Here is a 25,615-nt window from a genome sequence, read left to right as displayed (position 1 = left end):
CAGGGCGCCCGCCGGAGAGGTCCGTCCGCGTCGGCTTGCGGGGCGCACGGGACCGGGGCACACAATGAACTCGTAGTGGAAAAAGCGACATACACCGGGGCGAATCGCCTGGGGTGTGTGAAGGCCGCAGGCAACCCACGCGGGAGAAGAGCTCGTGAGCGTCGATCCACCGTCGTCCGGCCGCCCCACAGGGCCTCCCTCGGGCCCGCTGTCGGGTCCCTCCCAGCCACCCTCGGGCGGCGGCCCGCCTTCCGAGCCGCCGAGCGGAGGCGGCAAGGAGCCGGAGCCCCGCCGCCCGTGGTGGGGGTCCGTGCCCCGGGTCGCGATCATCGCCACCGCGGTGGTGGCCGCCGTGGTCCTGGCCGTGGTGCTCTCCCGGCCCGACAAGGGCGGTACCGGTGCGTCCGACGGCGGCACCAGCACGTCCACCGGTGAGGTCTTCCTCCAGCCCGCGGCCGACACGGGCCCGGACGAGTTCACCGAGTCGACGGCCGAGGAGAAGAGCTCCGCCTCGCCGGTCACGCCCTCGGGAGCCACCGAGTCGGCGCCGCAGAACGCGGTCCGCGGCGTGGAGGGCGACGCGCCCGGCCTCTACGGCGGCACGCGCAACGTCGCCAGCTGCGACGTGGAGAAGCAGATCACGTACTTCGCCGACGCCCCGGACAAGCAGCGCGCCTTCGCCTCGGTCGCCGGGATCCAGCCGTCCGACGTCCCCTCCTACCTGCGTTCGCTCACTCCCGTGCAGCTGCGCATGGACACCCGCGTCACCAACCACGGCTACAAGAACGGCGCCCCCACCAGCTATCAGGCCGTCCTCCAGGCCGGCACGGCCGTCCTCGTCGACGACCGGGGTGTGCCCCGGGTGCGCTGCGCATGCGGCAACCCGCTGTCCCCGCCGGTCGCGCAGCAGAGCGCGCCGAAGACGACCGGCGACGCGTGGCCGGGGTACAAGGCGTCGAACGTCGTCGCGGTGACGCCCGCGCCGGAGCCGGTCGACGTCTTCGTGATGTGCGAACCCGACGGCGAGTGGTTCCAGCGCGAAGCGGGCGACACGGGCAAGAAGGACCACAAGACGAAGAAACCCGACAAGCCGTCCCCGTCGGCGAGCGTCACCACGCCGACGGCACCGACCGACTCGACGTCGTCGAAGCCGCCCACGAGTCAACCGCCGCCCTCGGACACGGACACGTCGGGGCCGACGACGGAAGAGCCGCCGACGTCCGACACCCAGCAGCCGCCGCCCGACAGCAACACCGGGAGCGATACCGGAAGCGACACCGGCGGTGGCACCACGGAGCAGGCCCCGGCCTCCTGACCCGGCCGGCTCAAGCGGCGCGGACCACCAGGGCGTAGTCACCGAGTCCGAGCAGCCGGTCGCCCGGCAGGTCGCCGTGAGCCGTGACGACCGTCTCGACGCGGCCCGTCTCCGGTTCGAACGCGACGTCCTGGACCGTGCCGAGCGTGTCGCCCGTCTCGGTGAGGATCCTGAGGCCCGGCAGCTCGTGGTGCGGCGGCACCTCGGCCGGTTCGGCGGTCGTGCGGACCATCACCGCGTCCGGGCCGATGGCGTGCAGGGCGCCCCAGGCCAGCACGGTCTCCTTGCGGGAGTGCCGGCCCCGCACCCGGACGTGCGTGACCACACCGGACACGGCGTCGACCGTCAGCGACCTCAGCGCGCCGATGTCCTCCGCCTCGTTCAGTGTCAGCACCGGCAGGCCCCGCGCCTCGGAGAACAGCATCATGGCGCCGACCCCTCCTGCCCGGCCCGGAAGGCCCCGACCCGGGCGACGAAGGCAGACAGGTCGTCGGCGACGTAACGGGTGGCGCCCGCCGGGATGACCAGGGCACGGCCCGAGACGGCGAGCGTTTCGCCGCGCGGCACGTAGACCCGGTGCCGGCGGCGTCTGGAGCCCTGCACCAGCGCCTTGGCCGCGGCGATCCGGAAGCCGACGACCCGGCCGCTGGTGCCTCCCTCGACGATCACGTCGAGCACCGTGCCCACCTCGGCGCCCTCGTCGGTCAGTACCTTCGCGTGCAGCACCCGGCCCTGATGGGCCTCGCGTCGGGCCACCACGACGGTGGTGTCCTGCAGTGCCAGGGCGTCGCGGATCATGACCGCGTGCGGGCCCAGCGCGTGTACCCCCGGCCACGGCAGGCTCTGCTTGAGCGGCCCGCTCAGCAGGCCGCGCCCGCTCAGCGTGAAACCGGTGATGCGACCGGCGGCGGCGTCGAACACGGTGTCCTTGACCTGGGCGACGGCGTCGCCGCCCAGGGTGACCACCGGGAGGGTGGTCAGACTGCGTGCAGCCAGCAGCTCGTTCATCGCGGTCCCTTCCTGCCGGGCCGATGCCGGACCGCGATGACGGTTCCCGACCGCCGCCCCGCCTGCACGGCGAGCGTCACCGCCGCGACGGCGGCGAGTGCCGCGATCACCACGACCAGCCATGTCCACCAGGCCACAGCGCACCTCCGGCGATCCGGCGAGGCCGCCCTCGGCGGGCCCTGATTCCTTCCGGGTGCCCCGCGAAGGGGGGACAATGCCCGGGTCATGGAATGGGGGAGAATCTGTCAGGACTGTGAAGCCCGGCCGGGGGTATGAGCACTGGTGCAGAGCGTCCGGCCAGTCCGGCTTCCCGGAAAGAGAAGAATGATCGACCACCTGGACGGGGCAGTGATACCGACTGGTTTCGACGTGCCCGTGGAACCGCTGAGGCGGGCCGCACACTACACCGGCGAGCAGGGATGCATCGCCGAGGCGCGGTCCTTCGCCGCGCTCTTTCTCGACCAGCTCAGGACCGAGTGGTGCGCGCGTATCGACGAGCGGGTCGACGGCGCCGTACTGCTGGTGGTGAGCGAGCTGATCACCAACGCCGACCGTCACAGCAACGGGCCGTACATCCTGGAGCTCGACGGCACCGACGCAGCGGTGACCGTGTCGGTCTACGACAGCAGCTCCGCACTGCCCCGCATTTTCCCTCGCAACCCCGAGCGCATCGGCCGGCACGGCCTGGAGATCGTCCACGCGCTCGCGGAGCAGGTCAGCGTGGAACGGGTGCCGGTGGGCAAGCGGGTGCGTGCCGTCCTGCCGCTCTCCGGCGGAACCGGCGGGTGAGCCGTCCGGGTGAGATGCGGCACCCGGACGGAACGAATCGTTTCCACCCCATCGAGGAGCCCCGTCCCTGGTCGGGCAACCCTCTCTCTCATCGAGTAGCCCTGTCCCTCACCGAGAAATGCCGTCGGAGAATCCGAGAAGCGTCGAGGGGTCCGCAGGACGCCTCGAAAGGGGCCGTCGGCAAACCTGAACGAGCCGGACAGCACTCACGGGTGCCGCCCCACTCCCGCATGGGGGACGGCACCCGCTGGTCGGACGGACCCTGTCAGGCGCAGCCCAGCTCGCCCAGCATGCCCTCGCGCAGCCGTGTGATGATCCGCTTGATCAGGCGGGAGACGTGCATCTGCGAGCAGCCGAGCTGCTCACCGATCTCCGCCTGGGTGGCCTCCTCCACGAACCGCATGTGGATGATCTGCCGGTCACGCTCGCTCAGCTCCGCCATGAGCGGGGCGAGCGAGTGGAAGTCCTCGACGAGCCGCAGCCCGTCCTCCTCCACACCGATGAAGTCGGCCAGGACCGCCTCGCCGCCCTCCGGGCCGTCCCCGGTCAGTGCGGCGTCCAGCGACGACGAGTTGTACCCGTTGGCCGCGATCTGCCCCTCCACGACCTCACGCTCGGAGATGTTCATCAGCGTGGCCAGCTCGGCGACCGTCGGCTCGCGGTCCAGTCGGCTGGCGAGCTCCTCACGGGCCTTGGCCAGCTCGACGCGCAGCTCCTGCAGCCGCCGGGGCACGTGCACCGCCCACGTCGTGTCCCGGAAGAACCGCTTGATCTCGCCGACGATGTACGGCAGCGCGAAGGAGGTGAACTCGACCTCACGCGAGAGCTCGAACCGGTCGATGGCCTTGATCAGGCCGATCATGCCGGTCTGGACGATGTCCTCCATGTCGTCCCCGCGGCCGCGGAACCGGCCGGCGGCGAAGCGCACGAGCGACATGTTCATCTCGATGAGGGTGTTGCGCGCGTACTGGTACTCGTGCGTTCCCTCTTCGAGTTCCGTCAGGCGCTGGAAGAACTGGCGGGACAGCTGCCTGGCGTCCCGCGGAGCCACGGACCGGGGGTCCACGACTCCTGGCAGTGCTCCGTCACCCGCGCCGGCCTCGACGTTCTCTTCGGCGACCTGTGCCTTCGACCGGATCACGGCGCTCTCCATTACCTCTCCCACGAACGTCACGGCGGACATCTGCATAGGTACTCCCGAGTTGCGGGTACCCGGGTCGGCGCGCACCATGCCCCCCGATTTTCCCATGGGCGAAATAGGGCGGAATGTAACCTTCCGTCCTTCGTCCCCGCCGTGGGCGCGGTGATTCCACCCAGGGCGGAACGCCGGGCCCTTCCCCCGGCTGCCGGGATTCCTAGGCTGGAGCAGTGAACAACCACCTGCCGAACGAAGCCCGAGTCATCGCGCTGCGCCCGCACGGCGCGCGTCCCGTCGTCGCGCCACCGCGCCAGGCGCCCCCGGCCAAGGAACCGCTGTGGCGGGACCTGGTGGGTGACGTCCTGCGCCGCGAACGCCTCGCGCAGGAGCGCACGCTGAAGGACGTCGCCGACGAGGCGCGCATCTCCATGCCCTACCTCTCGGAGGTGGAGCGGGGCCGCAAGGAGGCCTCCTCGGAGGTCCTCGCGGCCGCCGCCCACGCCCTCGGGCTGAACCTCGGTGACCTGCTGACCAGGGCGCAGGGCGAGCTGACGCGTCTCAGCTCGCGCTACGCGGGCGGCGGCCACCGCGGCGTGTCCGGCTCGTCCCACAACGGGATGTGCCTGGCCGCCTGAGCCGTACCGGCCGGCGCCTCAGACCCTCGCGAGGCGCCGGCTGAGCACCTCGTCGGCCAGCCCGTAGCCCACCGCCTCCTGGGCGGTGAACACCTTGTCACGATCCATGTCGGCCCGCAGGGTCGCCACGTCGTGGTGCGTGTGCCGCGCCAGCACCTCCTCGACCTGGGAGCGGATCCGCACCATCTCCTTGGCCTGGAGCGCCAGATCGGACACCATGCCGCGCTGCCCCCCGGCGGCCGGCTGGCCGAGCAGCACCCGTGAGTGCTCCAGCACGAACCGCCGCCCCGGGTCCCCGCCGGCCAGCAGCACGGCCGCCGTGGAGGCCGCCTGCCCGACGCAGAACGTGGAGATCGGCGCCTGCACGAACGTCATGGTGTCGTAGATGGCCATGAGTGAAGTGAACGAGCCCCCCGGAGAGTTGAGGTAGATGGAGATCTCGCTCTCCGGCGACGACGACTCCAGGTGGAGGAGCTGGGCGATGACGACGTTGGCGACGCCGTCGTCGATCTCGGTGCCGAGGAAGATGATCCGCTCGGACAGCAGCCGGCTGAACACGTCGTAGGACCGCTCGCCCTGCGGAGTGCGCTCGACGACGTTCGGGATCGTGTACGTACCCATCACTGCAGCCCCATCCTGCGCCGGGTGGCCGCCGGGCGGACGTCCGTGAGGGACTCCACGACCCGGTCCACCATGCCGTACTCCCTGGCCTCCTCCGCCGTGAACCAGCGGTCCCGGTCGCCGTCCCGGGAGATGGTCTCCGGGCTCTGGCCGGTGTGTTCGGCGGTGATCCGCTCGATGGTCCGCTTGGTGAAGTCCAGGTTCTCCGCCTGGATCTCGATGTCGGCGGTGGTGCCGCCGATGCCCGCCGACGGCTGGTGCATCATGATCCGCGCGTTCGGCAGGGCGTAGCGCTTGCCCGGCGCGCCGACGCTCAGCAGGAACTGGCCCATGCTGGCCGCGAAGCCCATGGCCAGCGTCGAGACGTCGTTCGGGATGAGCCGCATCGTGTCGTAGATGGCGAGGCCCGCGTGCACCGCGCCGCCCGGGCTGTTGATGTACAGGCTGATGTCGGTGTGGGCGTCCTCCGCGGACAGGATGAGCAGCTGGGAGCAGACCCGGTTGGCGGAGACCTCGTCGACCTGGGTGCCCAGCAGCACGATGCGCTGCGCGAGCAGCTGGGCGGCCAGATGGTCGTCGAAACGGGTCGGAGGGGTGTCGCCCTCCTCCGCCCGCGGGGCGAGCGTCGTGAGTGGAGTCATCGGTTCTCCTCGTGTGCGGCGACAGGTGCCGCCTGACGTGTCGGGGATGTGCCGTCGACTCCACTGTTGACCTCGGGCGATGCCCGCGAACGGTTTCTCTGCCCTCGGCAGATCCGCTACCGGCAGAGCCCGCCCGCTCGGCTCTTCCGGTGGCGATCCGCTCGCCCCGGGCGTGGGCCCGCTCGTAGGAGACCCTGGCTGACGAGCCCGCCGTGCCCGTGAGCCAGTCGGCAGGCGCTGCGGGACGTCGATACGGAAGGAACGGATGCCGCTTCCGGCGGGCGTGGACGTCAGGACCGCGATGCCGGTTCCGGTCGGTGTAACGGCCACCTGATTTGCCGGCCGCCCGGCCGATGAGTTCCGGAGGGAGCGCCGGTCGACAGTGGTGACAGCGTTCCGCGCACCCGGGAGGACTCATGACCACCGACGGATTCACCACCTGCCTCTGGTTCGACGGTCAGGCCGAGGAGGCTGCCCACTTCTACGTCTCGGTCTTCAAGAACTCCAGCATCGGCAAGATCGCCCGCTACCCCGAGGGAGCGCCGCAGCCCGCCGGAAGCGTGATGACCGTCGAGTTCACGGCCAACGGACACCGGTTCCTGGGCCTCAACGGCGGACCCCAGTTCACGTTCAGCGAGGCGGTCTCCTTCATGATCTTCTGCGAGAACCAGGAGGAGATCGACCACTACTGGAACAGGCTCACCGAGAACGGCGGCGAGCCCGGCCCCTGCGGCTGGCTCAAGGACCGGTTCGGCGTGTCCTGGCAGGTCGTCCCCGACCGGCTCGACGAGATGATCACCGACCCGGATCCGGTCAAGGCCGCCCGCGTCACCCAGGCGTTCATGGCGATGAGCAAGTTCGACATCGCCGCCCTGGACAAGGCGTACGCGGGCGGGTGACGTGCCCCCACAGGGGCGGAGCCGTCCCGCACCCCGGCGGCTCCGCCCCTACACCGTCTCGGCCGCGATCTCCGCGATCACATACCGGGAGTTCGCCGCGACCGGCGGGTTCGTGTCCCAGTAGTACGGCAGCGCGATGACCGCGATCGACAGGGCCCAGCCCCGGGCCCGGGCCCATTCGGCCTCACCGGCGCCCACGGATTCGCGGAACACCCCGCGGGCCGCCGCCGGCAGCAGGCACCAGGCGCCGATGAGGTCGACGGCGGGATCACCGACCCCCACCGTCCCGTAGTCGATCACGGCACTCAGCCGTCCGCCGGTGAGCAGCAGGTTCCCGGCCATCAGGTCGCCGTGGGCCCAGACCGGCGGGCCGGTGTGCTCCGGAGCGCTCAGGGCCTCTTCCCACACCTTCGTGACCACGGCGGTGTCGATCCGGCCCGCGAGCTGTGCGAGGGCCTCACGCATGAAGGAGTCCCGGCTCGCCAGCGGCACCCCCCGGTAGCCCGGAGGGCCGTCCGACGCGTCGACACGCCGCAAGGCCGTGACGTACGCCGCCAGGTCCTCGGCGAGCAGCGCGGGTTCCTCGAGCGCGCCGGGCACCGGGTTGCGGCCGTCCAGCCAGCCGTACACCGACCAGGGCCAGGGGAAGCCGTCCCCGGGCTCGCCCCGCCCGAGGGCTTCGGGCGCGCCGACGGGCAGCGCGGGGCCCAGCCGGGGCAGCCAGCGCAACTCGTGTGCGATGGCCTCCACGGCGCGGGGGTGCCGGGGAAGCCGTACGACCTTGTCCGCGCCGAGGCGGAACATGGCGTTCTCCGTCCCGGAGGACTCCAGCCGCCGCAACGGCAGTCCGGCCCACCGCGGGAACTGTCCGGCGATCAGCCGGCCGACGAGTGAGACGTCGATGTCCAGCTCGTCCTCATGCATTCGCACCGCACACATGCCGCCCATTCGAGCGGTCAACGCGCGGCCTGTCGAACGGTTTTGGTGATCTCCCGGGCGATGCGCAGGATCCCGGGGGAGCGGACCGGGCAGGGCTTCGGCTTGGACGTCGTGGGGGCCAGGCAGAAGTGCAGGTAGTCGTCGTCGCGGTGCAGGGCCGTGCGGTCGCGGCCGGACTGTGTGCAGAAGCCGGGGTGGGAGCGCTCGTAAGCGGTGCACGGCAGGTACTGCGCCCAGGTGTAGCGGCCGGTGGCCGGACTCACCGCCTTCCCGGCGTCCGCCACGAGGTCGCCCGAGACGGCGGCACGCTTCTCGTACAGCGCGTTGACGCGCCGGATCCGCTCGGGGGTGATCGGGTCCGGGCCCTGCGACACCCAGACGATCCGCGGGCGGCCGCCGCTCCCGGCCGCGGCGATCTGCTCCGTGAGCCGGCGCGCGTCGGCGTCGTAGCGGGTGAAGTACCGGGCCGGGGACCTGCCGTAGGTGATGCCGTCCATGCACGGCGTGTAGCCCCAGGAGTTCCCCCAGAACTGCAGGACCACGAAGTCGGGCCGCAGCCTGCGCACCAGCGCGGCGGCCTTGTCGGCGGCCGGTACCAGGGAGCGGTCGGCCGTGCCCTCCAGGTAGTCGCACAGGGTGGTGCCGGAGTACGGGGCACCGGTGTACTTCGCCTTCAGGTCCCGGCGTAACTCCTCGCCCAGTACCTCCTGGCCCTCCATGGCCAGCGAGTCGCCGAGGTACAGCACCGTGGGCGCCCGTTTCGGCTCCGGGCCCGGGGAGGCGGGGGCGCGCTGGTGAGTGGTGGCCGACGCGCTCGGTGCGGCCGGCGCAGGCTCCTCGGGTGCGGACGCGGGGTCCCCACACCCGCCGAGGAGCACCCCGGCCAGCAGTACCCCCACGACCCACGGCTTGCGCATACGGCAACTCCCGCCCCGGCCACCGAAACGGCACTCAGGCAAGCACAACCGCGCGCCGGGGGGAAGACGTGCGCGGCGGAAGGACCACTCGACGCGCGAGTCCACGCCCGGGTGACTAGCGTGAGGAAACGGATGATTCCTCTCATGCGGGAAGGGCCGTGGCCATGGCCGTGCAACCTGAAGGAGCCCCTTGCTGGGCCGACGCGATGTTCGGCGATCTCGAAGGGGCCAAGAGCTTCTACGGGGACCTCCTGGGCTGGACCTTCGCCGAGGCGGCGGCGGAGTTCGGCAACTACACGGAGGCCTCCGTGAACGGCAAGGCGGTCGCCGCCGTCGTTCCGCCGATGCCGGGCCAGGAGGGCCTGTCGCAGTGGTGCCTGTACTTCGCGTCCCAGGACGCCGCCACCACCGCCGCCCGGATCCGCCACCACGGCGGCGAGGTGCTGATGGAACCGATGCAGGTCGCCGACTTCGGCACCATGTGCCTGGCCCGCGATCCCGGTGGTGTCGTTTTCGGCGTCTGGCAGGCCGGCACCCACGAGGGCTTCCAGGCGATGGCCGAACCCGGCGCCTTCACCTGGGCGGAGGTCTTCACCCGCGAGCCGGAGAAGTCCGACGCGTTCTTCCCCGCCGTGTTCTCCTACCGGCAGCGGGACATGGAGGACGGCGAGATGAACTTCCGGGTCTACGACCTGGGCGAGCGCACCGTGCTGGGCCGGATGAAGATGGGTGCGGAGTTCCCGCCCGAGGTGCAGCCGTACATCAACGTCTACTTCACCGTCGAGGACTGCGACGCGGCCGTGGCGAGGGCCACCGAGCTGGGCGGCGTGCTGCGGTTCGGTCCCATGACCACGCCGTTCGGCCGGTTCGCGGCCATCAGCGACCCGCAGGGCGCGAGCTTCTCGGTGATCGACACCACGACGACCGAAGGAGAGATGCCGAAGCTGACCGACGTGGCCTAGCCTCCCGGACCTCGTGGCCGGACGGCCCTCACGGCCATGGCATGATCGAGCGCATGCGTGAACGTGTTGTGGCCGCGTGTGACGGGGCTTCGAAGGGAAATCCCGGGCCCGCGGGCTGGGCCTGGGTCGTCGCCGACGCTTCCGAGACGCCGGAGCGGTGGGAGGCGGGGCCGCTCGGCAAGGCCACCAACAACGTCGCCGAACTCACCGCGCTGGAGCGCCTGCTGGCGGCGACCGACCCGGACGTGCCGCTCGAGGTCCGGATGGACTCGCAGTACGCGATGAAGGCCGTCACCACCTGGCTGCCGGGCTGGAAGCGCAACGGCTGGAAGACCTCCGCCGGCAAGCCGGTCGCCAACCAGGACCTCGTCGTGCGCATCGACGAGCTCCTGGACGGCCGCTCGGTCGAGTTCCGCTACGTCCCCGCCCACCAGGTGGACGGGGACCGGCTCAACGACTTCGCCGACCGCGCCGCGAGTCAGGCCGCCGTCGTCCAGGAGCCCGCGGGCAGCGGCCTCGGATCTCCCGAGCCGCCGCCCTCCCCGGACACCCCGGCGAAGGCCCCCCGCTCCCGCCCGCGCGGCGCCGCCGCCCGTACGGCCAAGGCCACGGGCGGGAAGGGCTCCACGCGCACCATCAAGGCGAAGTTCCCCGGCCGCTGCCAGTGCGGCCGCTCCTACGCGGCCGGCGAGCCCATCGCCAAGAACGACAGCGGCTGGGGCCACCCGGAGTGCCGCTCGGGCGCGACCGTCTGATCAGACGTCGAAGGTGTAGAACCTGGTGTGGTCCAGCAGGTCGGCCGGACTCATGTCGTGCCAGGGCCGCATCGTCTCGTTCAGGTCGATGACGTTCGGCGTCCCCGCGGTGGGCAGATAGCCCGAGCCGGGGTGGCGTCGCTGCCACTCCGCCCACAGCTTGTCTATGTACGCGTGGTGCAGCCAGAAGACGGGGTCGTTGGGGGAGACCCCGGTGGCCATCTGACCGCCGACCCAGACGTGGACGCGGTTGTGCAGATTGACGCCCCGCCACCCTTCGAGGTGGTTGCGGAAGCCGTCCGAGCCGCTGTTCCAGGGCGCCATGTCGTACGTGGGCATCGCCAGCACCGACTCGACCTCGGCCCGCGTCGGCAGCTCGCGCGTACCGGAACCCAGGGAGCGCCGCAGGAACGTACGGCCGTCGACCCGCACGTCGACCGGCCAGTTCCCGCCGGACGCGGAGAACGGCCCGTCCGTCACCCGGCCGTCCCGCTCCCGCCCGGTACCCCCGAGGAAGTCGGGTGCCCACAGCGAGGCGCGCGGCGTACGGTCGACCGTCCAGTCCCAGTAGGGAAGCGTCACCGACGCGTCCACCGACTGCAGTGCCCGCTCGAACTCCAGGAGGAATCTTCGGTGCCAGGGCAGGAAGGACGGTGAGCGGTGCCCGGTCCGCTCGCCGTTGTCGGTGTCGGAGACGATGAACGAGTTGTGCGTCGTGACGAACTCGTCGTAGCGGCCGCTGCGCTTCAGCTCCAGCAGCGCGGCGACGAAACGCCGCTTCTCGTCGGCGGTCAGGGTGGACTGGTTCTTGCGGACTGCCATGTGCGGGTGCTCCAGATGCCGTGCGTGGTGGGTCAGTTGGCGGGGAAGGGCAGCAGGGGCGCGCCCTGCAGCTCGTCCACAGCGGCGCGGGCGGCGGCGCGCGGGGTGGCGACCGGGTCGTAGTGGCTGACGACGCTGATCCAGCTGCCGTCGGCGTTGCGCATCACGTGCAGCTCCACCCCGTCGACGAACACCGCGTATCCCGCGCCGTGATGGCCGTGGTGACCGGACCCGGTGGCCGGACGGCCCTGTATCCGGCGCCCCTTGTAGACCTCGTCGAAGGTCCCGGGGGAGTCGTGATGCCCGGCGGCCGAGGCCGGGATGGCGGCTGACAACGCCCCCGCGCTCGTGGCGAGGACGGCCGCGGCGGTGAGCGCGCTGCGACGGCTGAGTTCCGGCATGCGGACCTCCTGGGTGGGTTCGGCTGATGACCCCGCATGCCTACCGGCCCGCCCGCTACCGGGAGAAATCCACGCGAGGCGGTTGGCTGCGATCCGGGCAATTCCCCTTATGTCGTGCAAGGTTGAACGAAGATGATCTTGCTCCACGGGGGTCGGGCATGACTGCGGAAGGGGAAATTCCGCCCGCGGAGGGTGTTGCGGCGGATGTTTCTGCTCGAGTCGCGCGTTGCCGGTGGTGCGCGTCACGCCGTGAAACTGGCGCGATTCAGCGGCCGGGGTGCCGCAGCATCCGGACCAGTACTCTGTGTCCAAAAATAGAAACTCTAAGTAATCAAAGGTTGGGTGAATTGCCATTCACCGACTAAGGTGAATTGCCATTCACCTGCGCCCTCGCCCGGCGCGCCGCCCGCAGGAGCGCCCATGGACCAGACACCCGCGATACGCAAGCCGCCCGGTGCGGACACCCTGCGGGCACGGCTCACCGTCCCGGTGCTCGCGTTCGGCGGCATCCTCATGGCGGTCATGCAGACCGTGGTCGTGCCCCTGCTGCCCGACCTGCCCCGGCTCACCGGCGCCTCGGCGGGCGCGGTCTCCTGGATGGTGACGGCCACCCTGCTCTCCGGCGCCGTCCTCACGCCGGTCCTCGGCCGGGCCGGCGACATGTACGGCAAGCGGCGCGTCCTCATGGCGGCCCTCGGGCTGATGACCGCCGGTTCGGTCCTGTGCGCACTGACCTCAGACATCGCCGTGCTCATCGCAGCCCGCACTCTGTCCGGCGCCGCTGCCGCGGTCGTCCCCCTGTCCATCAGCATCCTGCGGGACGAACTGCCGCCGGAACGCCGGGGATCGGCCGTGGCGCTGATGAGTTCCACCGTCGGCATCGGCGCCGCGCTCGGCCTGCCGCTGGCCGCGGTGATCGTGCAGTACGCGAACTGGCACACCATGTTCTGGGTGACCAGCGTCCTCGGCGCCGCAGGTGTGACCTCGGTGTGGTGGGCGGTGCGCGAGTCGCCGGTGCGCGAGCCCGGCCGCTTCGACGTACCGGGCACCATCGGTCTTGCCGCCGGGCTGGTCTGCCTGCTGCTCGGAGTGTCGCAGGGCGGGCAGTGGGGCTGGGGCAGCGCCCGTGTCGTGGGTCTGTTCGCCGCCGCCGTCGTCGTGCTCGCGCTGTGGTCGTGGCAGCAGCTCCGGAGCGAATGGCCCCTGGTGGACCTGCGGTTGGTGGGGCAGCCCCGGGTCGGCCTGTCCCATGTGGCCGCTCTGCTCGCCGGGTTCGCGTTCTACGCCAACACCCTCGTCACCGCCCAGCTGGTGCAGGCGCCCGAGGCCACCGGGTACGGGCTCGGACTGTCCATCGTCGCCACCGGGCTGTGCCTGCTGCCCAGCGGCATCGTGATGCTGCTGCTGTCGCCCGTCTCCGCCCGCATCTCCGCCGCCCGGGGGCCGCGCATCACCCTCGCCCTCGGGGCGACGGTCATCGCCGCCGGGTACGCCGTGCGCATCGCCGACAGCCGTGAGCTGTGGATGATCATCGCGGGGGCCACGGTCGTCGCGATCGGCACCACCCTGGCCTACTCGGCGCTGCCCACCCTCATCCTGCGGGCCGTACCGCCCGGGCAGACCGCCTCCGCCAACGGCGTCAACGTCCTGATGCGCACGATCGGCCAGGCCTGCTCCAGCGCCGCCGTGGCCGCCGTCCTGGTGCACCACACCAGCCCGGTCGCCGGCGTCCCGGTGCCCACCCTGCACGGCTATCTGCTGGCGTTCGCGATGGCCGGGGCGGTCGCCCTGCCGGCCGCGGCGGCGGCCCTGTGCATCCCCGGCGACTCCGCCGAGGACGCCACGGACGGCCCGGATCGGGCCCGGGAGCGCACCCGGGGCGCGCGCGAGCAGACCATGGAGGGAGCATGAGTGCCGTGAGCACTCCACCCGTCACGCCCACACCCGCCCGCAGGGACGCCGAGTCGACCAGGACGGCCATTCTGAAAGCGGCCCGATACCTGCTGGCCCGGCACGCACACGGCGACATCACCCTCAAGGCCGTCGCCGACCGCGCCGGAGTGAGCCCGCCGCTGATCCTCAAGTACTTCGGCAACAAGGACGCGCTGTTCGCCCGGGTCATGTCCTTCGAGACCGACGCCGAAGCGCTGCTCGCCGCGCCGCTCGACGCCCTCGGCCCGCACATGGTCCGGCACGTCCTGGTCAGCCAGTCCGAGCAGGGCGCCGACCCACTGCTGCGGATCGTGTTCGCCCCTCTGCACGGCGAGCAGGGCGACATCCTGCGTGCCAACTTCCGCACCCAGGTGACCGACCGGCTCACCGCCCGCCTCACCGGCCCCGACGCGGCCCTGCGGGCCGAACTGGCCGTGGCCACCCTGCTCGGCCTCGGCGTGATGTACGGCATCGCCCGCGCCACCGAGCTGAGGGCGAGCACCGTCGACGCCCTGACGGACCGGTACGCCCCGACCGTCCAGGCGTATCTCACGCCCTAGCCGAACAGCCGGTCCAGGAAGGCGTTTCCGTACACGCGGTGCGGGTCGAGGCGGTCGAGCACCCCGTCCGCCTCCGCCCAGGCGGCGGTGCCGACCGCCGCCGGAACGACGCCGCCCAGCACCTCCTCGTCGCTCCACACCCCGTCGTCCGTGTACGCCCACCCCTTGGACCACTCCACCCGGGTGAGCGCAGAACCGCCGTCGAACGTGCGCAGGAGGAACCGCTCGATCTCGCGCAGGAAGGCCTCCGCGTCCGGTGTGCCCGGCAGCGTGAGGACGTCCAGCCACACGGCCGTGTCCCACTCGGGGTGCTCCTCGGGCGGCCGGAGCGCCGACAGCAGCGGCGGGCGGGCCCCGGAGACCTCCACGTCGCCCGGGTCGTCCAGGCCGGTCACCCGGATCTCCACCGAGCCGTTGACCGGGAAGCTGCCCCGGGCGGCGTACGCCGTCAGCCGCTCGCGGTAGAACGCGGCGAACTCGGAGACGACCTCCTGCACCCGGTCCCGCGAGGTGAGGACCGCGTAGCCGTCGGCGTGCACCCGCAGCGTGCTCGGCTTCAGATACAGCAGCGTGTTCTTGGACGGCCCCCACAGGTCGGCGGACAGCGTCGTCACCAACCCCAGCGCCGCGGCCTCGTACTGGGCGGCGCCGAGCACCGGCGCCAGGTACCAGGCCGCGTCCGACGTCATCCGGCCGACCAGCTCCGCCACCGGCCCCGGGATGTTGTCCGAGAACGGGTAGTTGTACGGCCGCGTCACCTTCCGCGAGGTCAGCGGCCGGGTGGGGGAGACGCTCCACACCTTCAGCCAGGGGTGCTCGGTGAAGGCGAACCAGATCGCCTCGACCCGCCCCGCCTCGTCCAGGTAGCTCGCGAACGTCCGCCCGTCGTCCGAGCCGGGCGCGGCGAACAGCTCCCCGGCCGGGACGTCCGTACGGCTCACGCACCTCAGGTCGGTGTTCGCGCCCACCCGCAGCACCACCTCGGTCACCAGGGACCGCCCGAGGTGGGTCAGCAGCGCGGCGCAGTCCGCCTCGTCGCGGTGGAACGTGCGCAGCACGTACGCGCCGGCCCCGGAGTCCCACACGACCGCCGTCAGGGACAGGACCAGATTGCTGAGGGAGCCGTAGGTGTGCCCCGACCGCCGTCGCTCACCCCGCGCGGGTACGGCGGTGCCGTGCGCGTCGACGGCGAGCGCACCGCCCAGCGTCAGCACACCGGGAGCGGGAGCGGCCGTGACACCGAGGCCGTGCCCCTCCAGGAAGGTCAGCAGGGCCTCCATGGTCACGCCGGTTCCGGCACGCACGGCGGTGGGGGAGTCCAGGGCCAGACCGGTGAGGTGGGGCGTGGTGTCGACGAGGAGGACCGGCGCTCCGGACGGCGTCCCCTCCGTGACCGTCAGGGGTGACCAGCCGTGCGAGGCGCCCCGGGCGCGCACCCGCCACCCGTGCCGCCACGCCCAGTTGACGACGGCGGCCAGCCGTTCCGGGCTGTCCGGCGCACAGGCCCACAGGCCGTCGGCGGTGATCTCGCCGACCCAGTTCCGGTACGCCGAGCGGTACAGCGCGACATCCCCGGGGAAGTCGGGCAGCTGCGCGGCGGCGGCCGCCGGATCCGCCGGCAGACCGGGTACGGCGGCCAGTGCGGCGGCGGTGAGGAGGAGGCGTCGGCGGGTCCAGGACGAGGCGTCCGACGGGTGGTTGTTCGTTGAACCGGTGGTCACGTCAGGTCACGCTAGGGGCCGGTTGACACGTGACGTGTTCCTGTCGCATCAATTCACTCGTGTGAGTGAATTGGGTGGGCGTGACGGGCCGGAGCGATACCTTCCGCGCGGTGTCGTGACAGGTGACAGACTGACGCCCATGGACGAGCGCACATTCGACAGGTCGGGTCAGCACGCCTCCGTCATCGGACTCGGCACCTGGCAGCTGGGGGCCGACTGGGGAGACGTCGACGACAAGGAAGCCCTCGCGGTACTGGAGACGGCGGCCGAGGCCGGGGTGACCTTTTTCGACACCGCCGACGTCTACGGCGACGGCCGCAGCGAGCAGACCATCGCCGCGTTCCTCAGCGGCCGCCCGGACCTGCACGTCATGGTCGCCACGAAGATGGGCCGCCGGGTCGACCAGATCCCCGGGAACTACGTGCTCGACAACTTCCGCGCCTGGAACGACCGCTCCCGGCGCAACCTCGGCGTCGACCGGATCGACCTGGTGCAGCTGCACTGCCCGCCCACCCCCGTCTACTCCACGGACGAGGTGTTCGACGCGCTCGACACCCTCGTCGAGGAGGAGCGCGTCGCCGCCTACGGCGTCAGCGTCGAGACCTGCGAGGAGGCGCTGACCGCGATCGCCCGGCCGAACGTCGCGAGCGTGCAGATCATCCTCAACCCGTTCCGCATGAAGCCCCTCGACGAGGTGCTCCCGGCCGCCCGTGCGGCGGGCGTCGGCATCATCGCCCGGGTGCCGCTGGCCTCCGGCCTGCTGTCGGGCAAGTACACCCGGGACACCGTCTTCCCGGAGAACGACCACCGCACCTACAACCGGCACGGCGAGGCCTTCGACCAGGGCGAGACCTTCTCCGGCGTCGACTACGCCACCGGTGTGGAGGCGGCCGCCGAGTTCGCGGCACTCGCCCCCGAGGGCTGCACCCCCGCCCAGCTGGCCCTGCGCTGGATCGTCGAACAGCCGGGCGTCACGACCGTGATCCCCGGCGCGCGCTCGCCCGAGCAGGCCCGGGCCAACGCGGCCGCCGCCCGCCTCCCGGAGCTGCCCGGTGAGACCCTGGCGGCGATCCGCGACCTGTACGACCGGCGTATCCGGGACCAGGTCGAATCCCGCTGGTGAGGCCGGCTTTCACGGCTCCAGGAGCAGCTGCCTCTCCTGCTCCTGGTCGCCGGAGGCGGCTCCGTCGTCGCGTGCCGTGAAGGCCCGGGTGAGCGTGTCGCTCGCCCGCCGCACGGCCTCCGGGCTGCCCTGCACGGTGACGGTCACGGGCGCGGACAGCCGCCCGGAGGCCTTTGCGTCACCACCGGCGGAACCCGCGCCGCTCTCCCCGTCGAAGGTCGCCGTGTGGACCGTCGCGCTGCCGTCGGCGGGGAGCTCGTCCGGCGCACCGAACGTGCCTTCCAGGGCCCGGACGACCGCTCGTGCGTCGTCGGTGCCTCCGCCGCTGAGCGTCACGGTGAGCTGCGTATCGGACATGCGTCCACGACCTCCTCGGGCTCTGCGTCATTCGCGCCGTCCGTGTAACCGTCCCCTGATCGCTCAAACCGCCACCGGCGCCGGGACGAGGAGTCGTTCCGGGGAACCCGGGCAAGAGGAGGGCTCGGATCTCACACCAAGGAGGAACAGTGGCGGACGCGGCTGAGGGCGGGGCCATGCGCCGGGGGCGCAACGAGACGGAGGAGGAGAGAGCGGACCGGATGTGGCAGGAGCTCATCCAGGAGGTCCGCGTGGCGCAGATGGGCGTCCAGATCCTGTTCGGCTTCCTGCTCACCGTGGTGTTCACCGAGAAGTACGCGGATCTCTCCGACACCGACCAGACGATCTACCTCGTGACGGTCGTTCTGGGTGCCTGCGCGACCGGGGCGCTCATAGGACCGGTGTCCCTGCACCGCCTCGTCTCCGGTCGGCGCGTCAAACCGCAGGCGGTGCAGCTGGCCTCCCGGCTCACCCTGCTCGGCCTCGTGCTGCTGCTCGCCACGACGACCGCCTCACTGCTGCTGATCCTGCGCGTGGCGACGCACGACGGTTTCGTGCCCTACCTGGTCGCCGGCGTGGTCGGCTGGTACCTGCTGTGCTGGTTCGTCCTGCCGCTGTGGACCCGCCGCCGCTACACCTCGCGGTGACGGCACCGTGGCCAGTTGCCGGTCGTGCAGTCGGCTGAGCAGCAGCAGCGACGCGCTCGCCCCGATGAGGGCGCAGAACATGTCCCACTGTGTGTCCCAGACATCGCCCTGGGTGGCCAGGAAGGCGTCCGCCGCGTGCCCGCCGGCCACGGCGGCGGCCCACTCGAGCATCTCGAAGACGGCGCTGAAGGCCAGGCAGGCGCACACGGTCAGCGGCGCGAGCCAGCGGCTGCCGCGCAGCGGCGAGGTGCGCACCAGCAGCTCGCGCACCAGCACGGCAGGGACGAAGCCCTGCATCAGGTGGCCGAACCGGTCGTAGGGATTGCGGTCCAGACCGAAGGCGTCCCGGACCCGGTCGCCGAGCGGCACCTCTGCGTACGTGTAGTGGCCGCCCACCATCAGCACCACGGCGTGGGCGGCCAGCAGGCAGCACAGCAGGCCGGTGAGCGGGAAGCGCCGCCGGGTCAGTACCAGCAGCGGCAGGCCCACGAGGACCCACACGACCTCCAGGAACCAGGTCATGCGGTCGTGCGGGTGCCATCCGGACAGGACCAGCACCACGAGCACGCCGCAGGCGAGGGCGGCGGGCAGCGACGGCCGGGGACCTGGGCGTACGTCGGACACAGCGGGCATGGCGGGCTCCTCTTCGGGGGAGCCCATCGTCGTGGCGGGGGCGGGCCTCCGGCATGAGTACGCCTACTCATACCGGCCGCGCTTCAGCCCCCGGCGAGGACCCCCTGCAGGAAGTCGTCGACATGGACCTCCTCGCGGCCCGGCGGGACCACCTCGTGGGTCTCCCGCAGGAACGCCGCGAACCCCGGCGCCCACCCGAACACCACCGCGTGGTGCCGGCCGCCGTCGGGGCGGGCATCGCCGAGGAACTCCATGCGCAGCTCCTGCCACATCCCCCGCGACTGCGGGCGCATCCGCACGTCGCCCACCCCGACCGGACGCCGCAGCCCGTCACCGAGCATCTCCCGGTCCAGCTGCCACCGGGCGAGAACGCGGCCGTCGTGGCTGAAGACCACGGTGACGGCGAACGGGTCCGCGGCGTCGTAGCTCAGGTGGGCGAGCACGGAGAAACGTTCCGTGTCGCCCGCCTGGAGCTGCACCACCAGGGTCTTGTGGACGAACGAGTTCACGAGAGGGCCTCCGGGAAGAACCGACGTAGAGCCCTCTAGTACCCCCGATTTCGCCGGAATGCTCAGCCGGCCGGGTGATTCCCGCGAGCACCGCGCAGCGACTCGATGCACACCGCGACGGCCCGCTGCAGGTCCTCCAGGCGCTGCACCATGTCGTCCTCGTAGAACTCCCCGGCGTCGTCGAAGGTCAGCTCCTCGAACACCTTCGTCGCCTTCTGCAGGCTGCTGTAGAACTTCGTGCGCCGCTCCTGCACCCGCAGACCGGGGTCCGCCTCCACGGCCTCCACCACGAGGGACTTCATGGTGTCGTAGGCCTCAAAGGCCCACTCGCCGGCGTCCTCGCCCTCGTCCAGCTCGTCGATGAGCGACAGGTGGCGCTCGGCCTCCTGACGAAGATCGACGGGCGCGTCGACGGTCTGCCCGGCGGGCGTCCTGATCTGCCCCGACTCGGCGATCTGGCGCACGTATCCGATCCGGTCGGCCGCCCTGCTCTCACCGGCGACGGCCTTCTTCAGCTCGTCGGTGCGCACGACGTCGCGGGCCAGCTCCGACTGCAGGTCCGGGTCCTCGCGGACCCGGTCCAGCAGGGCCTGGCGGGCCGCGCGGGCTGTCGACGGGTCGGCGAGGATCGCGGCCCGCAGGGCGGTGGGGTTCTCCGCGACCTCCAGCGCCTTCGTGGGCCGGATGCCCTCCGCCTCGGCGGCCTCGGAGATGGCGGTGCCGCGCTCGGACGTGGCGCTGTTGCGGGAGACGTAGTAGCTCAGCCACACGTCGGCGTCCGGCAGATCCACCTCCTGACCCGGCGTCAGCGCCTCGAAGTGCGGGACCATCCCGTCGTCCGCCGCCCGGTCCCACGCCTTGTAGTAGCGCATGACCCGCTCCGGGGAGCAGCCGGCGAGCTCCGCGAACTCCCTCGCGGACACCTTCGGCGTCTCGTCCGCGCCCTGCCCGCCGGGCCGCACGCTGCGCGCCACCTTCAGCCCGAAGGCCCACCCTCCGGTCCGGGCGTACGCCCCGAACTCCCGCGCGTCCCGCACGACCAGGTCGGACACGGGCTCCGGGGCGGCGGGGGACGTCTCGGGCGGGGTCATGGCTACGGTCACGGACGACTCTCCTGAGCAAGGCGGAACGGATGGCGCAAGGTGCGGACGGAAGCCTAGCGGCACCCTCTGACCTCGCCGTTCACCGCCCACACGGCCCGCCCGAAAACCGTTGTCGCCCCCGGGCGGGGGTGCGCGAGGATGTCCGGCATGGTGCGAACAGGGGAGGGCGAGGCACTGCGCCGCTGTGCGGAGTGCGGCGGGTACGCGTACGGCGGCGCCCCCGCCTGTGCCGTCTGCCGTGACCTGGTGGACGGCATCGTCGAGGGGGAGTGGGCCGCCTTCCTGCGGCAGTGGGACACCACGGCGGGCGGCGACCAGGAGCGGACCCTGGCCGAGATGGTCGCCGCCGAACCCGACCGGCACGACTGGCGGCTGGTGGACGCCGCTCTCGACCGGCTCAGGTGCCCCGACTGCGGCGACCGGCTCACCCGCGGCCCGGCCGGCTGCCCGGCCTGCGACCGGGCGCACGGTTACCGCTACGCCGCCATCGAGACGGACCGGCCGGGCGTCCCGCCCGGGAACGAGCACGCGATCCGGGTCAACGTCTCGGTGGTGCGCAGACCGCAGGTCAGCTCTGACAGCGAAGTGCTCGTCCGGCGCCTGCTGCTGCCCCTGCTGCTGACGGGCTTCCTGCCCACGACCGAGCAGGCCCAACGGATCAGCGCGCTCGTCAAGAAGAGCCCCCCGGGGCGGAGGGCTCAACTGGTCGAGCAGGTGGTGGAGGCGCTGGCCGAGGGCTTCAGCCGAACGCGTCGCGCAGCGCGGGCAGCAGGGTCTTCTCCGACCAGTCCAGGTACGCCGGCTGCGACTCGCCGCCGATCTGGACCAGGGCGACCTCGGTGAACCCGGCCTCGGCGTACGGGCGGACGGCCTCGACGAACGCGTCCGGGTCGTCACCGCACGGGATCGCGTCGGCGACGTCGTCCTGCCTGACGAACTGGGTGGCCGCGTCGAAGGAGTCGGGGTGCGGCAGCTCCGAGTTGACCTTCCAGCCGCTGCCGAACCAGCGGAACTGGGAGTGGGCCCGCTCGACGGCCGCGTCCCGGTCGGGGTCGTAGCAGACCGGCAGCTGGCCGACGCGGGGCTTGCCCTCGCCGCCGTGCCGGTCGAACGACTCCAGCAGCCCGGCCTTGGGCTCGGTGGCGATGACCAGGTCGCCGAGCCGGCCCGCGAGTTCGCAGGACCGCTCCCCGGAGACGGCGATGCCGATGGGCGGCGCCTCGTCCGGCAGGTCCCACAGCCGGGCCGACTCCACGTCGAAGTGCGTGCCGCGATGGTTGACGTGGCCGCCCTTGAAGAGCGCGCGGATGATCTCCACGGCCTCCTCGAACATCTCGTGCCGCACGTCGACCGACGGCCAGCCGCCGCCCACCACGTGCTCGTTGAGGTTCTCGCCCGAGCCCAGTCCCAGCCGGAACCGGCCCTCGGACAGCAACTGCAGCGTCGCCGCCTTCTGCGCCACCACCGCCGGGTGGTAGCGGAACGTCGGACACGTCACATACGTCATCAGGGGGATACGTGACGTGGCCTGGGCCGCCGCACCGAGCACGGCCCACGCGTAGGGCGAATGGCCCTGCGAGCGCAGCCACGGGAAGTAGTGGTCAGAGGTCACCGAGAAGTCGAAGCCCGCCTCCTCGGCCCGCACCACGTGGTCGACGAGCTCTCGGGGGCCGGCCTGTTCGGTCATCATCGTGTATCCGATTTGCACCATAACCGGCGAGTCCCCTGACAGAGGACTTGAAAACGGCTCGATCAAGGTCGCCGACGGGTGCAGGATGCATGCATGAGCGTCTCCACCCTGCCCTCCTCCGCTCCCGCCGCACAGGGCGTCGACGCCTTCGGTGTGCACGCCTTTCTCGACGCCCTCGAAGCCGCCCCCGAGATCGAGCCGCACAGTCTGATGATCATGCGGCACGGGCGGCTGGTCGCCGCCGGCTGGTGGGCGCCGTACACCGCCGAACGCCTGCACCTGCTGTACTCGCTCAGCAAGAGCTTCACCGCGACCGCCGCGGCGCTGGCCGAGGCCGAGGGGCTGCTCGACTTCGACGCACCCGTGATCTCGTACTTCCCGGAGTTCGAGGCCGACATCACCGACCCGCGCAGCCGGGCCATGCGGGTACGGCACGTGGCGTCCATGGCGAGCGGCCACCGGCGCGACACCGTCGACGAGGTCTTCGGGCGGCACGTCTCCGAGCCCGTCCGGCAGTTCCTGCTGCTGCCCCCGGACGCCGACCCGGGCACCGTCTTCGCCTACAACCAGCCCGCCACCTACACGCTCGCCGCGATCGTCCAGCGAGTGACGGGGCAGCCGCTCACCGCGTACCTGCGGCCGCGGCTGCTGGATCCGCTGGGTATCGGTGAGGTGGCCTGGTCGTGGGACCGCACCGGCCGCGAGCTCGGCTTCAGCGGCCTGCACGCCACCACCGACGCGATCGCCCGGCTCGGACAGCTGTATCTGCGCGACGGGCTCTGGGAGGGCGAGCGGCTGCTGCCCGAAGGATGGGCGGCCCGGGCCTCGCACCCGCGCACACCGACCGCCGGCGTGATGGGAGACGTGGACCAGCAGGACTGGGACCAGGGCTACGGCTACCAGTTCTGGACGTCCCGGCACGGCTACCGGGGCGACGGCGCGTTCGGCCAGTTCTGCCTGGTGCTGCCGGAGCACGACGTGGTGATTGCCGCGACCTCGGCGACCGAGCGGATGCAGGAGTACCTGAACCTGGTCTGGAAGCATCTGCTGCCCGCCTTCGGCCCTGAGCCGCTGACCGGCCGCGAGACCGCCGACGCGGAGCTGCTGGAGCGCCTCGGCCGGCTCGCGCTGCCGCCCGTCCCGGGCCGTTCCGTGCCCCCTGGCCGCGAGCGGGACTGGGCAGCCGCCGCGTTCACGCCCTCCGAAGCGGCCGGACCGGTCCGCTCGGCCGGGCTCACCCGGGACACCGACGGCTGGACGCTCACCCTCACCGGAGCGGGGGACCGGCCGGACCGTCCGGACCGGCTGGACCTGCGTATCGCGGGGGAGGGCTGGACGGTCGACGAAAGGCCCTTCCCGACCGCGGTCAGCGGCGGCTGGACCGATGGGGGCACGCTGGCCCTGGACGTGGTGTTCCTGGAGACCCCGCACCGTCTGGCGCTGACCTGCTCCCTCGCGGAGGGGTCGCTCATCGCGCAGTGGCGCACCCCGCCACTGCCCGCCGGCCCCCTCACCGTCCTGCGCGCCCCGCGCCGGTCAGTCTGAGTCAGGCCGGAAGGTCTTGAAGAAGGTGCGCAACGCCTCCTGGTTGGCGGCCTTGTCCCAGTCGGCTTCCGGTGTGGTCCAGCGCAGCGAGAAGCTCCGGCCCCCGCCGAGCAGGAAGCCCCGGCCGTAGGTGTGCACCCGGGTGCCGTGGACGTAGGCGGTCCACTCCATGTCGGCGGCCTTACGGCCCTGGTACGTCGTCGCGCGGATCGCGCCGATCCGGTCGTAGCCGTCGGCCTGTTTGAGGTTGGGTTCGACGTCGTCCCGCCATACGACGACGGGGTCCGGGCCCGCCCGGTCGCTGTAGGTGACGGCCAGCGTGCGGTCGTCGTCCTCGGCGCCGAAGACGACCCGGTACACCTCGCCGTCACGGTCGGTGTCCAGCCGTTCGAAACCCTTCGGCAGCGCGACGGAGAAGCCCTCCGCCGCCTGATAGCGCTGGAACCCGGGCGGCAGGGCCGTGGCCGGGGAGGAGGGTGTGCGTGGGGGAGTGGGGGTCGGCTTGGGCGGCGGGGAGGACGGAGTGGGTGTGGGGGAGGGGGACTCGGGCGGGCTGGGCGCCCCGGAGGGTTCCGCACTGTCGCCGCCGGTGCCCTCGCCCGGAGTGGCGGCGGAGGCCGGCGGCCGGGCCGGCGATTCGGCCGCGTCGCTGCCGCCGTCCGTGCCGGGCAGCCCCTGGGTCGCGGCGAGCACGGCGACCGCCACGGTGACGACGGCCAGGGCCGTTCCCGCCACCATGGTGCGTCTGCTCCACGCCGGGTTGCCGGTCCGCACCGCGGCGTAGGCGCCGCGCAGCCGCGGGGCCGGTGCCGCGGCCAGGGCGGCCTCGGGGTCCTCGCTGAGAGCGCGGGTCAGCGCCTCACGCACCACCGGGCGGGTCAGCCGCTCTCGTGAGTCCTTGCGGAGCAGACCCTGCACGACCTGGGTGAGCGGCCCGGCGCGCACCGGTGTGCGCAGCGGAAGCCGGTCCACGCCCTTCAAGGTGTTCTCCGGGCGCCCCCGGTCCCGGAAGGGCGGGCGCCCCTCGACCGCCGTGTAGAGGATCGCGCCCAGCGCCCACAGGTCGGCCGCGGGGCCGATGCGCTGGTCACGGGCCTGCTCCGGGGAGGCGAAAGCGGGTGCCGTCAGCCGGGGAGCGAGGGTCGCGCCCGCCAGGCCGAAGCCGGTGACGACGACCGAGTGATCCTCGCGCACGAACACCTGGCCGGGGCTGAGCTCGCCGTGCGTGATGCCCTCGGCGTGCGCGGCGTCCAGCACTTCGAGCAGCTCCAGGCCGATCCGCGCCGCCCGCACGTAGTTGAACGTGCCCTGCTCGGAGAGGAGTTCACCGAGTGGGGTGCCGTCGATCCACTCGCTGACGGTCCACAGGGCGCCGGCCTCCTCGACGGCGTCGACGGCCGCGGCGATCCGGCCGGGGCACAGCAGCGCCATGTTCTCGGTCGTGCGCAGCAGGCGGGCGGCGGACCGGCGCTCGGCCCCGTGCGAGTCCTCCGGAAGCCCGATCTGGGTCACGAGGCACGGGCGGGAGATCTCGCCGGCCCCGGTGTCCTCGGCGTACCAGCAGATGCGGTTGGTCTCGCGATGAATGATCTCGAGCAGCCGGTACCGGCCGGCGACCAACTGGTGTGTGGAGACGTGCGCCCTGCCCATGGCCATCCCTCGCTGGAAACCTGGCTCTCACCTTTTCCAGAAGTACGGGGAGTGAGGCGGCCTGCGTTCAAACGGATCGCAACTCCGTGCCTGTTCCTGTCTTTTGTTCAAAGGGTGGGAGCAAGTGTGCGAAGAAAGAGGGTCTTTCGCGGGCCCGGGCGCGGCTCACCTCGGCAGCCCCGGGTGCGGCGGGCGCGAGGAATTCGGCCGCCGCGGCCCGCTGATTCGCGAATTCGCGCCCGGCCTGGTGGTAACCGCCGGTAAATGCGAAGGTGTACTACGTCTGAACTCGGAGCCCTCCGA

The 25,615-nt window shown here is 71.9% G+C and carries 28 protein-coding genes and 1 pseudogene; 13 read left to right on the top strand and 16 right to left on the bottom strand.

Annotation, left to right across the window (positions count from 1 at the left end):
* Positions 1 to 310 precede the first annotated feature (310 nt).
* Positions 311 to 1,315, top strand: a complete 1,005-nt coding sequence (locus tag FDO69_RS34715; protein WP_104786397.1) for a DUF6777 domain-containing protein — start codon at positions 311 to 313, stop codon at positions 1,313 to 1,315.
* A 10-nt stretch (positions 1,316 to 1,325) separates the two neighbouring features.
* Here the strand turns inward: FDO69_RS34715 and FDO69_RS34710 are convergent, their stop codons facing one another.
* Together FDO69_RS34710 and FDO69_RS34705 are read right to left on the bottom strand one after the other, a co-directional pair.
* Positions 1,326 to 1,742 (bottom strand): PRC-barrel domain-containing protein, encoded by a 417-nt coding sequence (locus FDO69_RS34710; protein WP_104786394.1) that lies wholly within the window; start codon positions 1,740 to 1,742, stop codon positions 1,326 to 1,328.
* Positions 1,739 to 2,323 carry a PRC-barrel domain-containing protein gene (locus FDO69_RS34705; RefSeq protein ID WP_104786391.1) on the bottom strand — a complete coding sequence of 195 codons (585 nt, stop codon included), beginning with the start codon at positions 2,321 to 2,323 and terminating at the stop codon, positions 1,739 to 1,741. Before FDO69_RS34705 ends, FDO69_RS34710 begins: the two co-directional genes overlap by 4 nt.
* Positions 2,324 to 2,359: 36 nt before the next feature.
* Here FDO69_RS34705 and FDO69_RS41395 point away from each other — a divergent pair, with 36 nt between their 5' ends.
* Positions 2,360 to 2,506, top strand: coding sequence for a hypothetical protein (locus FDO69_RS41395; RefSeq protein WP_159030676.1), 147 nt, complete (start codon positions 2,360 to 2,362; stop codon positions 2,504 to 2,506).
* 141 nt (positions 2,507 to 2,647) lie between these two features.
* Positions 2,648 to 3,112: an ATP-binding protein gene (locus tag FDO69_RS34700; RefSeq protein WP_104786388.1), complete on the top strand. Its 465-nt coding sequence runs from the start codon at positions 2,648 to 2,650 to the stop codon at positions 3,110 to 3,112.
* A gap of 265 nt (positions 3,113 to 3,377) precedes the next feature.
* Here FDO69_RS34700 and FDO69_RS34695 read toward each other — a convergent pair whose 3' ends face one another.
* The gene (locus FDO69_RS34695; protein ID WP_104786560.1) at positions 3,378 to 4,265 is read right to left on the bottom strand and encodes an RNA polymerase sigma factor SigF; all 888 of its coding nucleotides are present in this window, start codon (positions 4,263 to 4,265) and stop codon (positions 3,378 to 3,380) included.
* Positions 4,266 to 4,480: 215 nt separating this feature from the next.
* Between FDO69_RS34695 and FDO69_RS34690 the strand changes: the two genes are divergently transcribed.
* The gene (locus FDO69_RS34690; RefSeq protein WP_104786385.1) at positions 4,481 to 4,885 is read left to right on the top strand and encodes a helix-turn-helix domain-containing protein; all 405 of its coding nucleotides are present in this window, start codon (positions 4,481 to 4,483) and stop codon (positions 4,883 to 4,885) included.
* Between the two features lie 18 nt (positions 4,886 to 4,903).
* Here the strand turns inward: FDO69_RS34690 and FDO69_RS34685 are convergent, their stop codons facing one another.
* Both FDO69_RS34685 and FDO69_RS34680 read right to left on the bottom strand, forming a co-directional pair.
* Positions 4,904 to 5,506, bottom strand: a complete 603-nt coding sequence (locus FDO69_RS34685) for a ClpP family protease (protein WP_104786382.1) — start codon at positions 5,504 to 5,506, stop codon at positions 4,904 to 4,906.
* Positions 5,506 to 6,147, bottom strand: coding sequence for an ATP-dependent Clp protease proteolytic subunit (locus FDO69_RS34680; protein WP_104786379.1), 642 nt, complete (start codon positions 6,145 to 6,147; stop codon positions 5,506 to 5,508). The genes FDO69_RS34685 and FDO69_RS34680 overlap by 1 nt, the downstream gene beginning before the upstream one ends.
* A gap of 416 nt (positions 6,148 to 6,563) precedes the next feature.
* On the opposite strand from FDO69_RS34680, the gene FDO69_RS34675 reads away from it, so the two are divergent.
* The gene (locus FDO69_RS34675) at positions 6,564 to 7,046 is read left to right on the top strand and encodes a VOC family protein (RefSeq protein WP_104786376.1); all 483 of its coding nucleotides are present in this window, start codon (positions 6,564 to 6,566) and stop codon (positions 7,044 to 7,046) included.
* A gap of 48 nt (positions 7,047 to 7,094) precedes the next feature.
* Here the strand turns inward: FDO69_RS34675 and FDO69_RS34670 are convergent, their stop codons facing one another.
* Complete coding sequence (locus FDO69_RS34670; RefSeq protein ID WP_104786373.1) at positions 7,095 to 7,970, bottom strand: aminoglycoside phosphotransferase family protein; 876 nt, start codon at positions 7,968 to 7,970, stop codon at positions 7,095 to 7,097.
* A gap of 32 nt (positions 7,971 to 8,002) precedes the next feature.
* Entirely contained in the window at positions 8,003 to 8,902 is a 900-nt protein-coding gene (locus FDO69_RS34665; RefSeq protein ID WP_104786370.1) for an SGNH/GDSL hydrolase family protein, read from the bottom strand.
* A 164-nt stretch (positions 8,903 to 9,066) separates the two neighbouring features.
* Here FDO69_RS34665 and FDO69_RS34660 point away from each other — a divergent pair, with 164 nt between their 5' ends.
* Both FDO69_RS34660 and FDO69_RS34655 read left to right on the top strand, forming a co-directional pair.
* Positions 9,067 to 9,864 (top strand): VOC family protein, encoded by a 798-nt coding sequence (locus tag FDO69_RS34660; RefSeq protein ID WP_104786557.1) that lies wholly within the window; start codon positions 9,067 to 9,069, stop codon positions 9,862 to 9,864.
* Between the two features lie 41 nt (positions 9,865 to 9,905).
* Entirely contained in the window at positions 9,906 to 10,619 is a 714-nt protein-coding gene (locus tag FDO69_RS34655) for a ribonuclease H family protein (RefSeq protein ID WP_104786367.1), read from the top strand.
* On the opposite strand, the gene melC2 is transcribed toward FDO69_RS34655, so the two are convergent.
* Together melC2 and melC1 are read right to left on the bottom strand one after the other, a co-directional pair.
* The gene (gene melC2, locus FDO69_RS34650; RefSeq protein ID WP_104786365.1) at positions 10,620 to 11,441 is read right to left on the bottom strand and encodes a tyrosinase MelC2; all 822 of its coding nucleotides are present in this window, start codon (positions 11,439 to 11,441) and stop codon (positions 10,620 to 10,622) included.
* A gap of 32 nt (positions 11,442 to 11,473) precedes the next feature.
* Entirely contained in the window at positions 11,474 to 11,842 is a 369-nt protein-coding gene (melC1, locus tag FDO69_RS34645) for an apotyrosinase chaperone MelC1 (RefSeq protein ID WP_104786362.1), read from the bottom strand.
* Between the two features lie 420 nt (positions 11,843 to 12,262).
* Here melC1 and FDO69_RS34640 point away from each other — a divergent pair, with 420 nt between their 5' ends.
* Positions 12,263 to 13,753, top strand: coding sequence for an MFS transporter (locus FDO69_RS34640; RefSeq protein ID WP_104786360.1), 1,491 nt, complete (start codon positions 12,263 to 12,265; stop codon positions 13,751 to 13,753).
* Positions 13,750 to 14,334, top strand: a complete 585-nt coding sequence (locus FDO69_RS34635) for a TetR/AcrR family transcriptional regulator (protein ID WP_104786357.1) — start codon at positions 13,750 to 13,752, stop codon at positions 14,332 to 14,334. The genes FDO69_RS34640 and FDO69_RS34635 overlap by 4 nt, the downstream gene beginning before the upstream one ends.
* Here the strand turns inward: FDO69_RS34635 and FDO69_RS34630 are convergent.
* Positions 14,331 to 16,055, bottom strand: coding sequence for a cholesterol oxidase substrate-binding domain-containing protein (locus tag FDO69_RS34630; protein ID WP_104786354.1), 1,725 nt, complete (start codon positions 16,053 to 16,055; stop codon positions 14,331 to 14,333). The genes FDO69_RS34635 and FDO69_RS34630 overlap by 4 nt on opposite strands.
* A gap of 139 nt (positions 16,056 to 16,194) precedes the next feature.
* Here FDO69_RS34630 and FDO69_RS34625 point away from each other — a divergent pair, with 139 nt between their 5' ends.
* Positions 16,195 to 17,178 carry an aldo/keto reductase gene (locus FDO69_RS34625; RefSeq protein ID WP_104786351.1) on the top strand — a complete coding sequence of 328 codons (984 nt, stop codon included), beginning with the start codon at positions 16,195 to 16,197 and terminating at the stop codon, positions 17,176 to 17,178.
* A 9-nt stretch (positions 17,179 to 17,187) separates the two neighbouring features.
* Here FDO69_RS34625 and FDO69_RS34620 read toward each other — a convergent pair whose 3' ends face one another.
* On the bottom strand, positions 17,188 to 17,535 hold the full coding sequence (locus tag FDO69_RS34620; protein WP_104786348.1) for a hypothetical protein: 348 nt from the start codon (positions 17,533 to 17,535) through the stop codon (positions 17,188 to 17,190).
* Between the two features lie 149 nt (positions 17,536 to 17,684).
* Here FDO69_RS34620 and FDO69_RS42455 point away from each other — a divergent pair, with 149 nt between their 5' ends.
* Entirely contained in the window at positions 17,685 to 18,182 is a 498-nt protein-coding gene (locus tag FDO69_RS42455) for a DUF6328 family protein (RefSeq protein WP_234388224.1), read from the top strand.
* Here the strand turns inward: FDO69_RS42455 and FDO69_RS34615 are convergent.
* The 3 genes and pseudogenes from FDO69_RS34615 to FDO69_RS34605 all read right to left on the bottom strand — a co-directional run.
* Positions 18,183 to 18,815 (bottom strand): annotated as a pseudogene (locus FDO69_RS34615) (DUF2238 domain-containing protein); the annotation flags it as partial.
* Positions 18,816 to 18,898: 83 nt separating this feature from the next.
* Positions 18,899 to 19,324 carry an SsgA family sporulation/cell division regulator gene (locus tag FDO69_RS34610; protein WP_104786342.1) on the bottom strand — a complete coding sequence of 142 codons (426 nt, stop codon included), beginning with the start codon at positions 19,322 to 19,324 and terminating at the stop codon, positions 18,899 to 18,901.
* A gap of 62 nt (positions 19,325 to 19,386) precedes the next feature.
* Complete coding sequence (locus FDO69_RS34605; protein ID WP_104786339.1) at positions 19,387 to 20,415, bottom strand: hypothetical protein; 1,029 nt, start codon at positions 20,413 to 20,415, stop codon at positions 19,387 to 19,389.
* 159 nt (positions 20,416 to 20,574) lie between these two features.
* Here FDO69_RS34605 and FDO69_RS34600 point away from each other — a divergent pair, with 159 nt between their 5' ends.
* Positions 20,575 to 21,270 (top strand): hypothetical protein, encoded by a 696-nt coding sequence (locus tag FDO69_RS34600; RefSeq protein WP_104786336.1) that lies wholly within the window; start codon positions 20,575 to 20,577, stop codon positions 21,268 to 21,270.
* Here FDO69_RS34600 and FDO69_RS34595 read toward each other — a convergent pair.
* Complete coding sequence (locus FDO69_RS34595; protein WP_104786333.1) at positions 21,167 to 22,138, bottom strand: LLM class F420-dependent oxidoreductase; 972 nt, start codon at positions 22,136 to 22,138, stop codon at positions 21,167 to 21,169. The genes FDO69_RS34600 and FDO69_RS34595 overlap by 104 nt on opposite strands.
* A 72-nt stretch (positions 22,139 to 22,210) precedes the next feature.
* On the opposite strand from FDO69_RS34595, the gene FDO69_RS34590 reads away from it, so the two are divergent.
* On the top strand, positions 22,211 to 23,662 hold the full coding sequence (locus FDO69_RS34590) for a serine hydrolase domain-containing protein (protein ID WP_104786330.1): 1,452 nt from the start codon (positions 22,211 to 22,213) through the stop codon (positions 23,660 to 23,662).
* Here FDO69_RS34590 and FDO69_RS34585 read toward each other — a convergent pair.
* Positions 23,654 to 25,312: a serine/threonine protein kinase gene (locus tag FDO69_RS34585; protein ID WP_104786554.1), complete on the bottom strand. Its 1,659-nt coding sequence runs from the start codon at positions 25,310 to 25,312 to the stop codon at positions 23,654 to 23,656. The genes FDO69_RS34590 and FDO69_RS34585 overlap by 9 nt on opposite strands.
* Positions 25,313 to 25,615 lie beyond the last annotated feature (303 nt).

Origin of the sequence: Streptomyces tibetensis, assembly GCF_007655005.1 — a bacterium.
GTDB lineage: Bacteria > Actinomycetota > Actinomycetes > Streptomycetales > Streptomycetaceae > Streptomyces > Streptomyces tibetensis.
The sequence above is the reverse complement of the archived record's forward strand: the minus strand, read 5'-3'. Positions and strand labels throughout refer to the sequence as shown.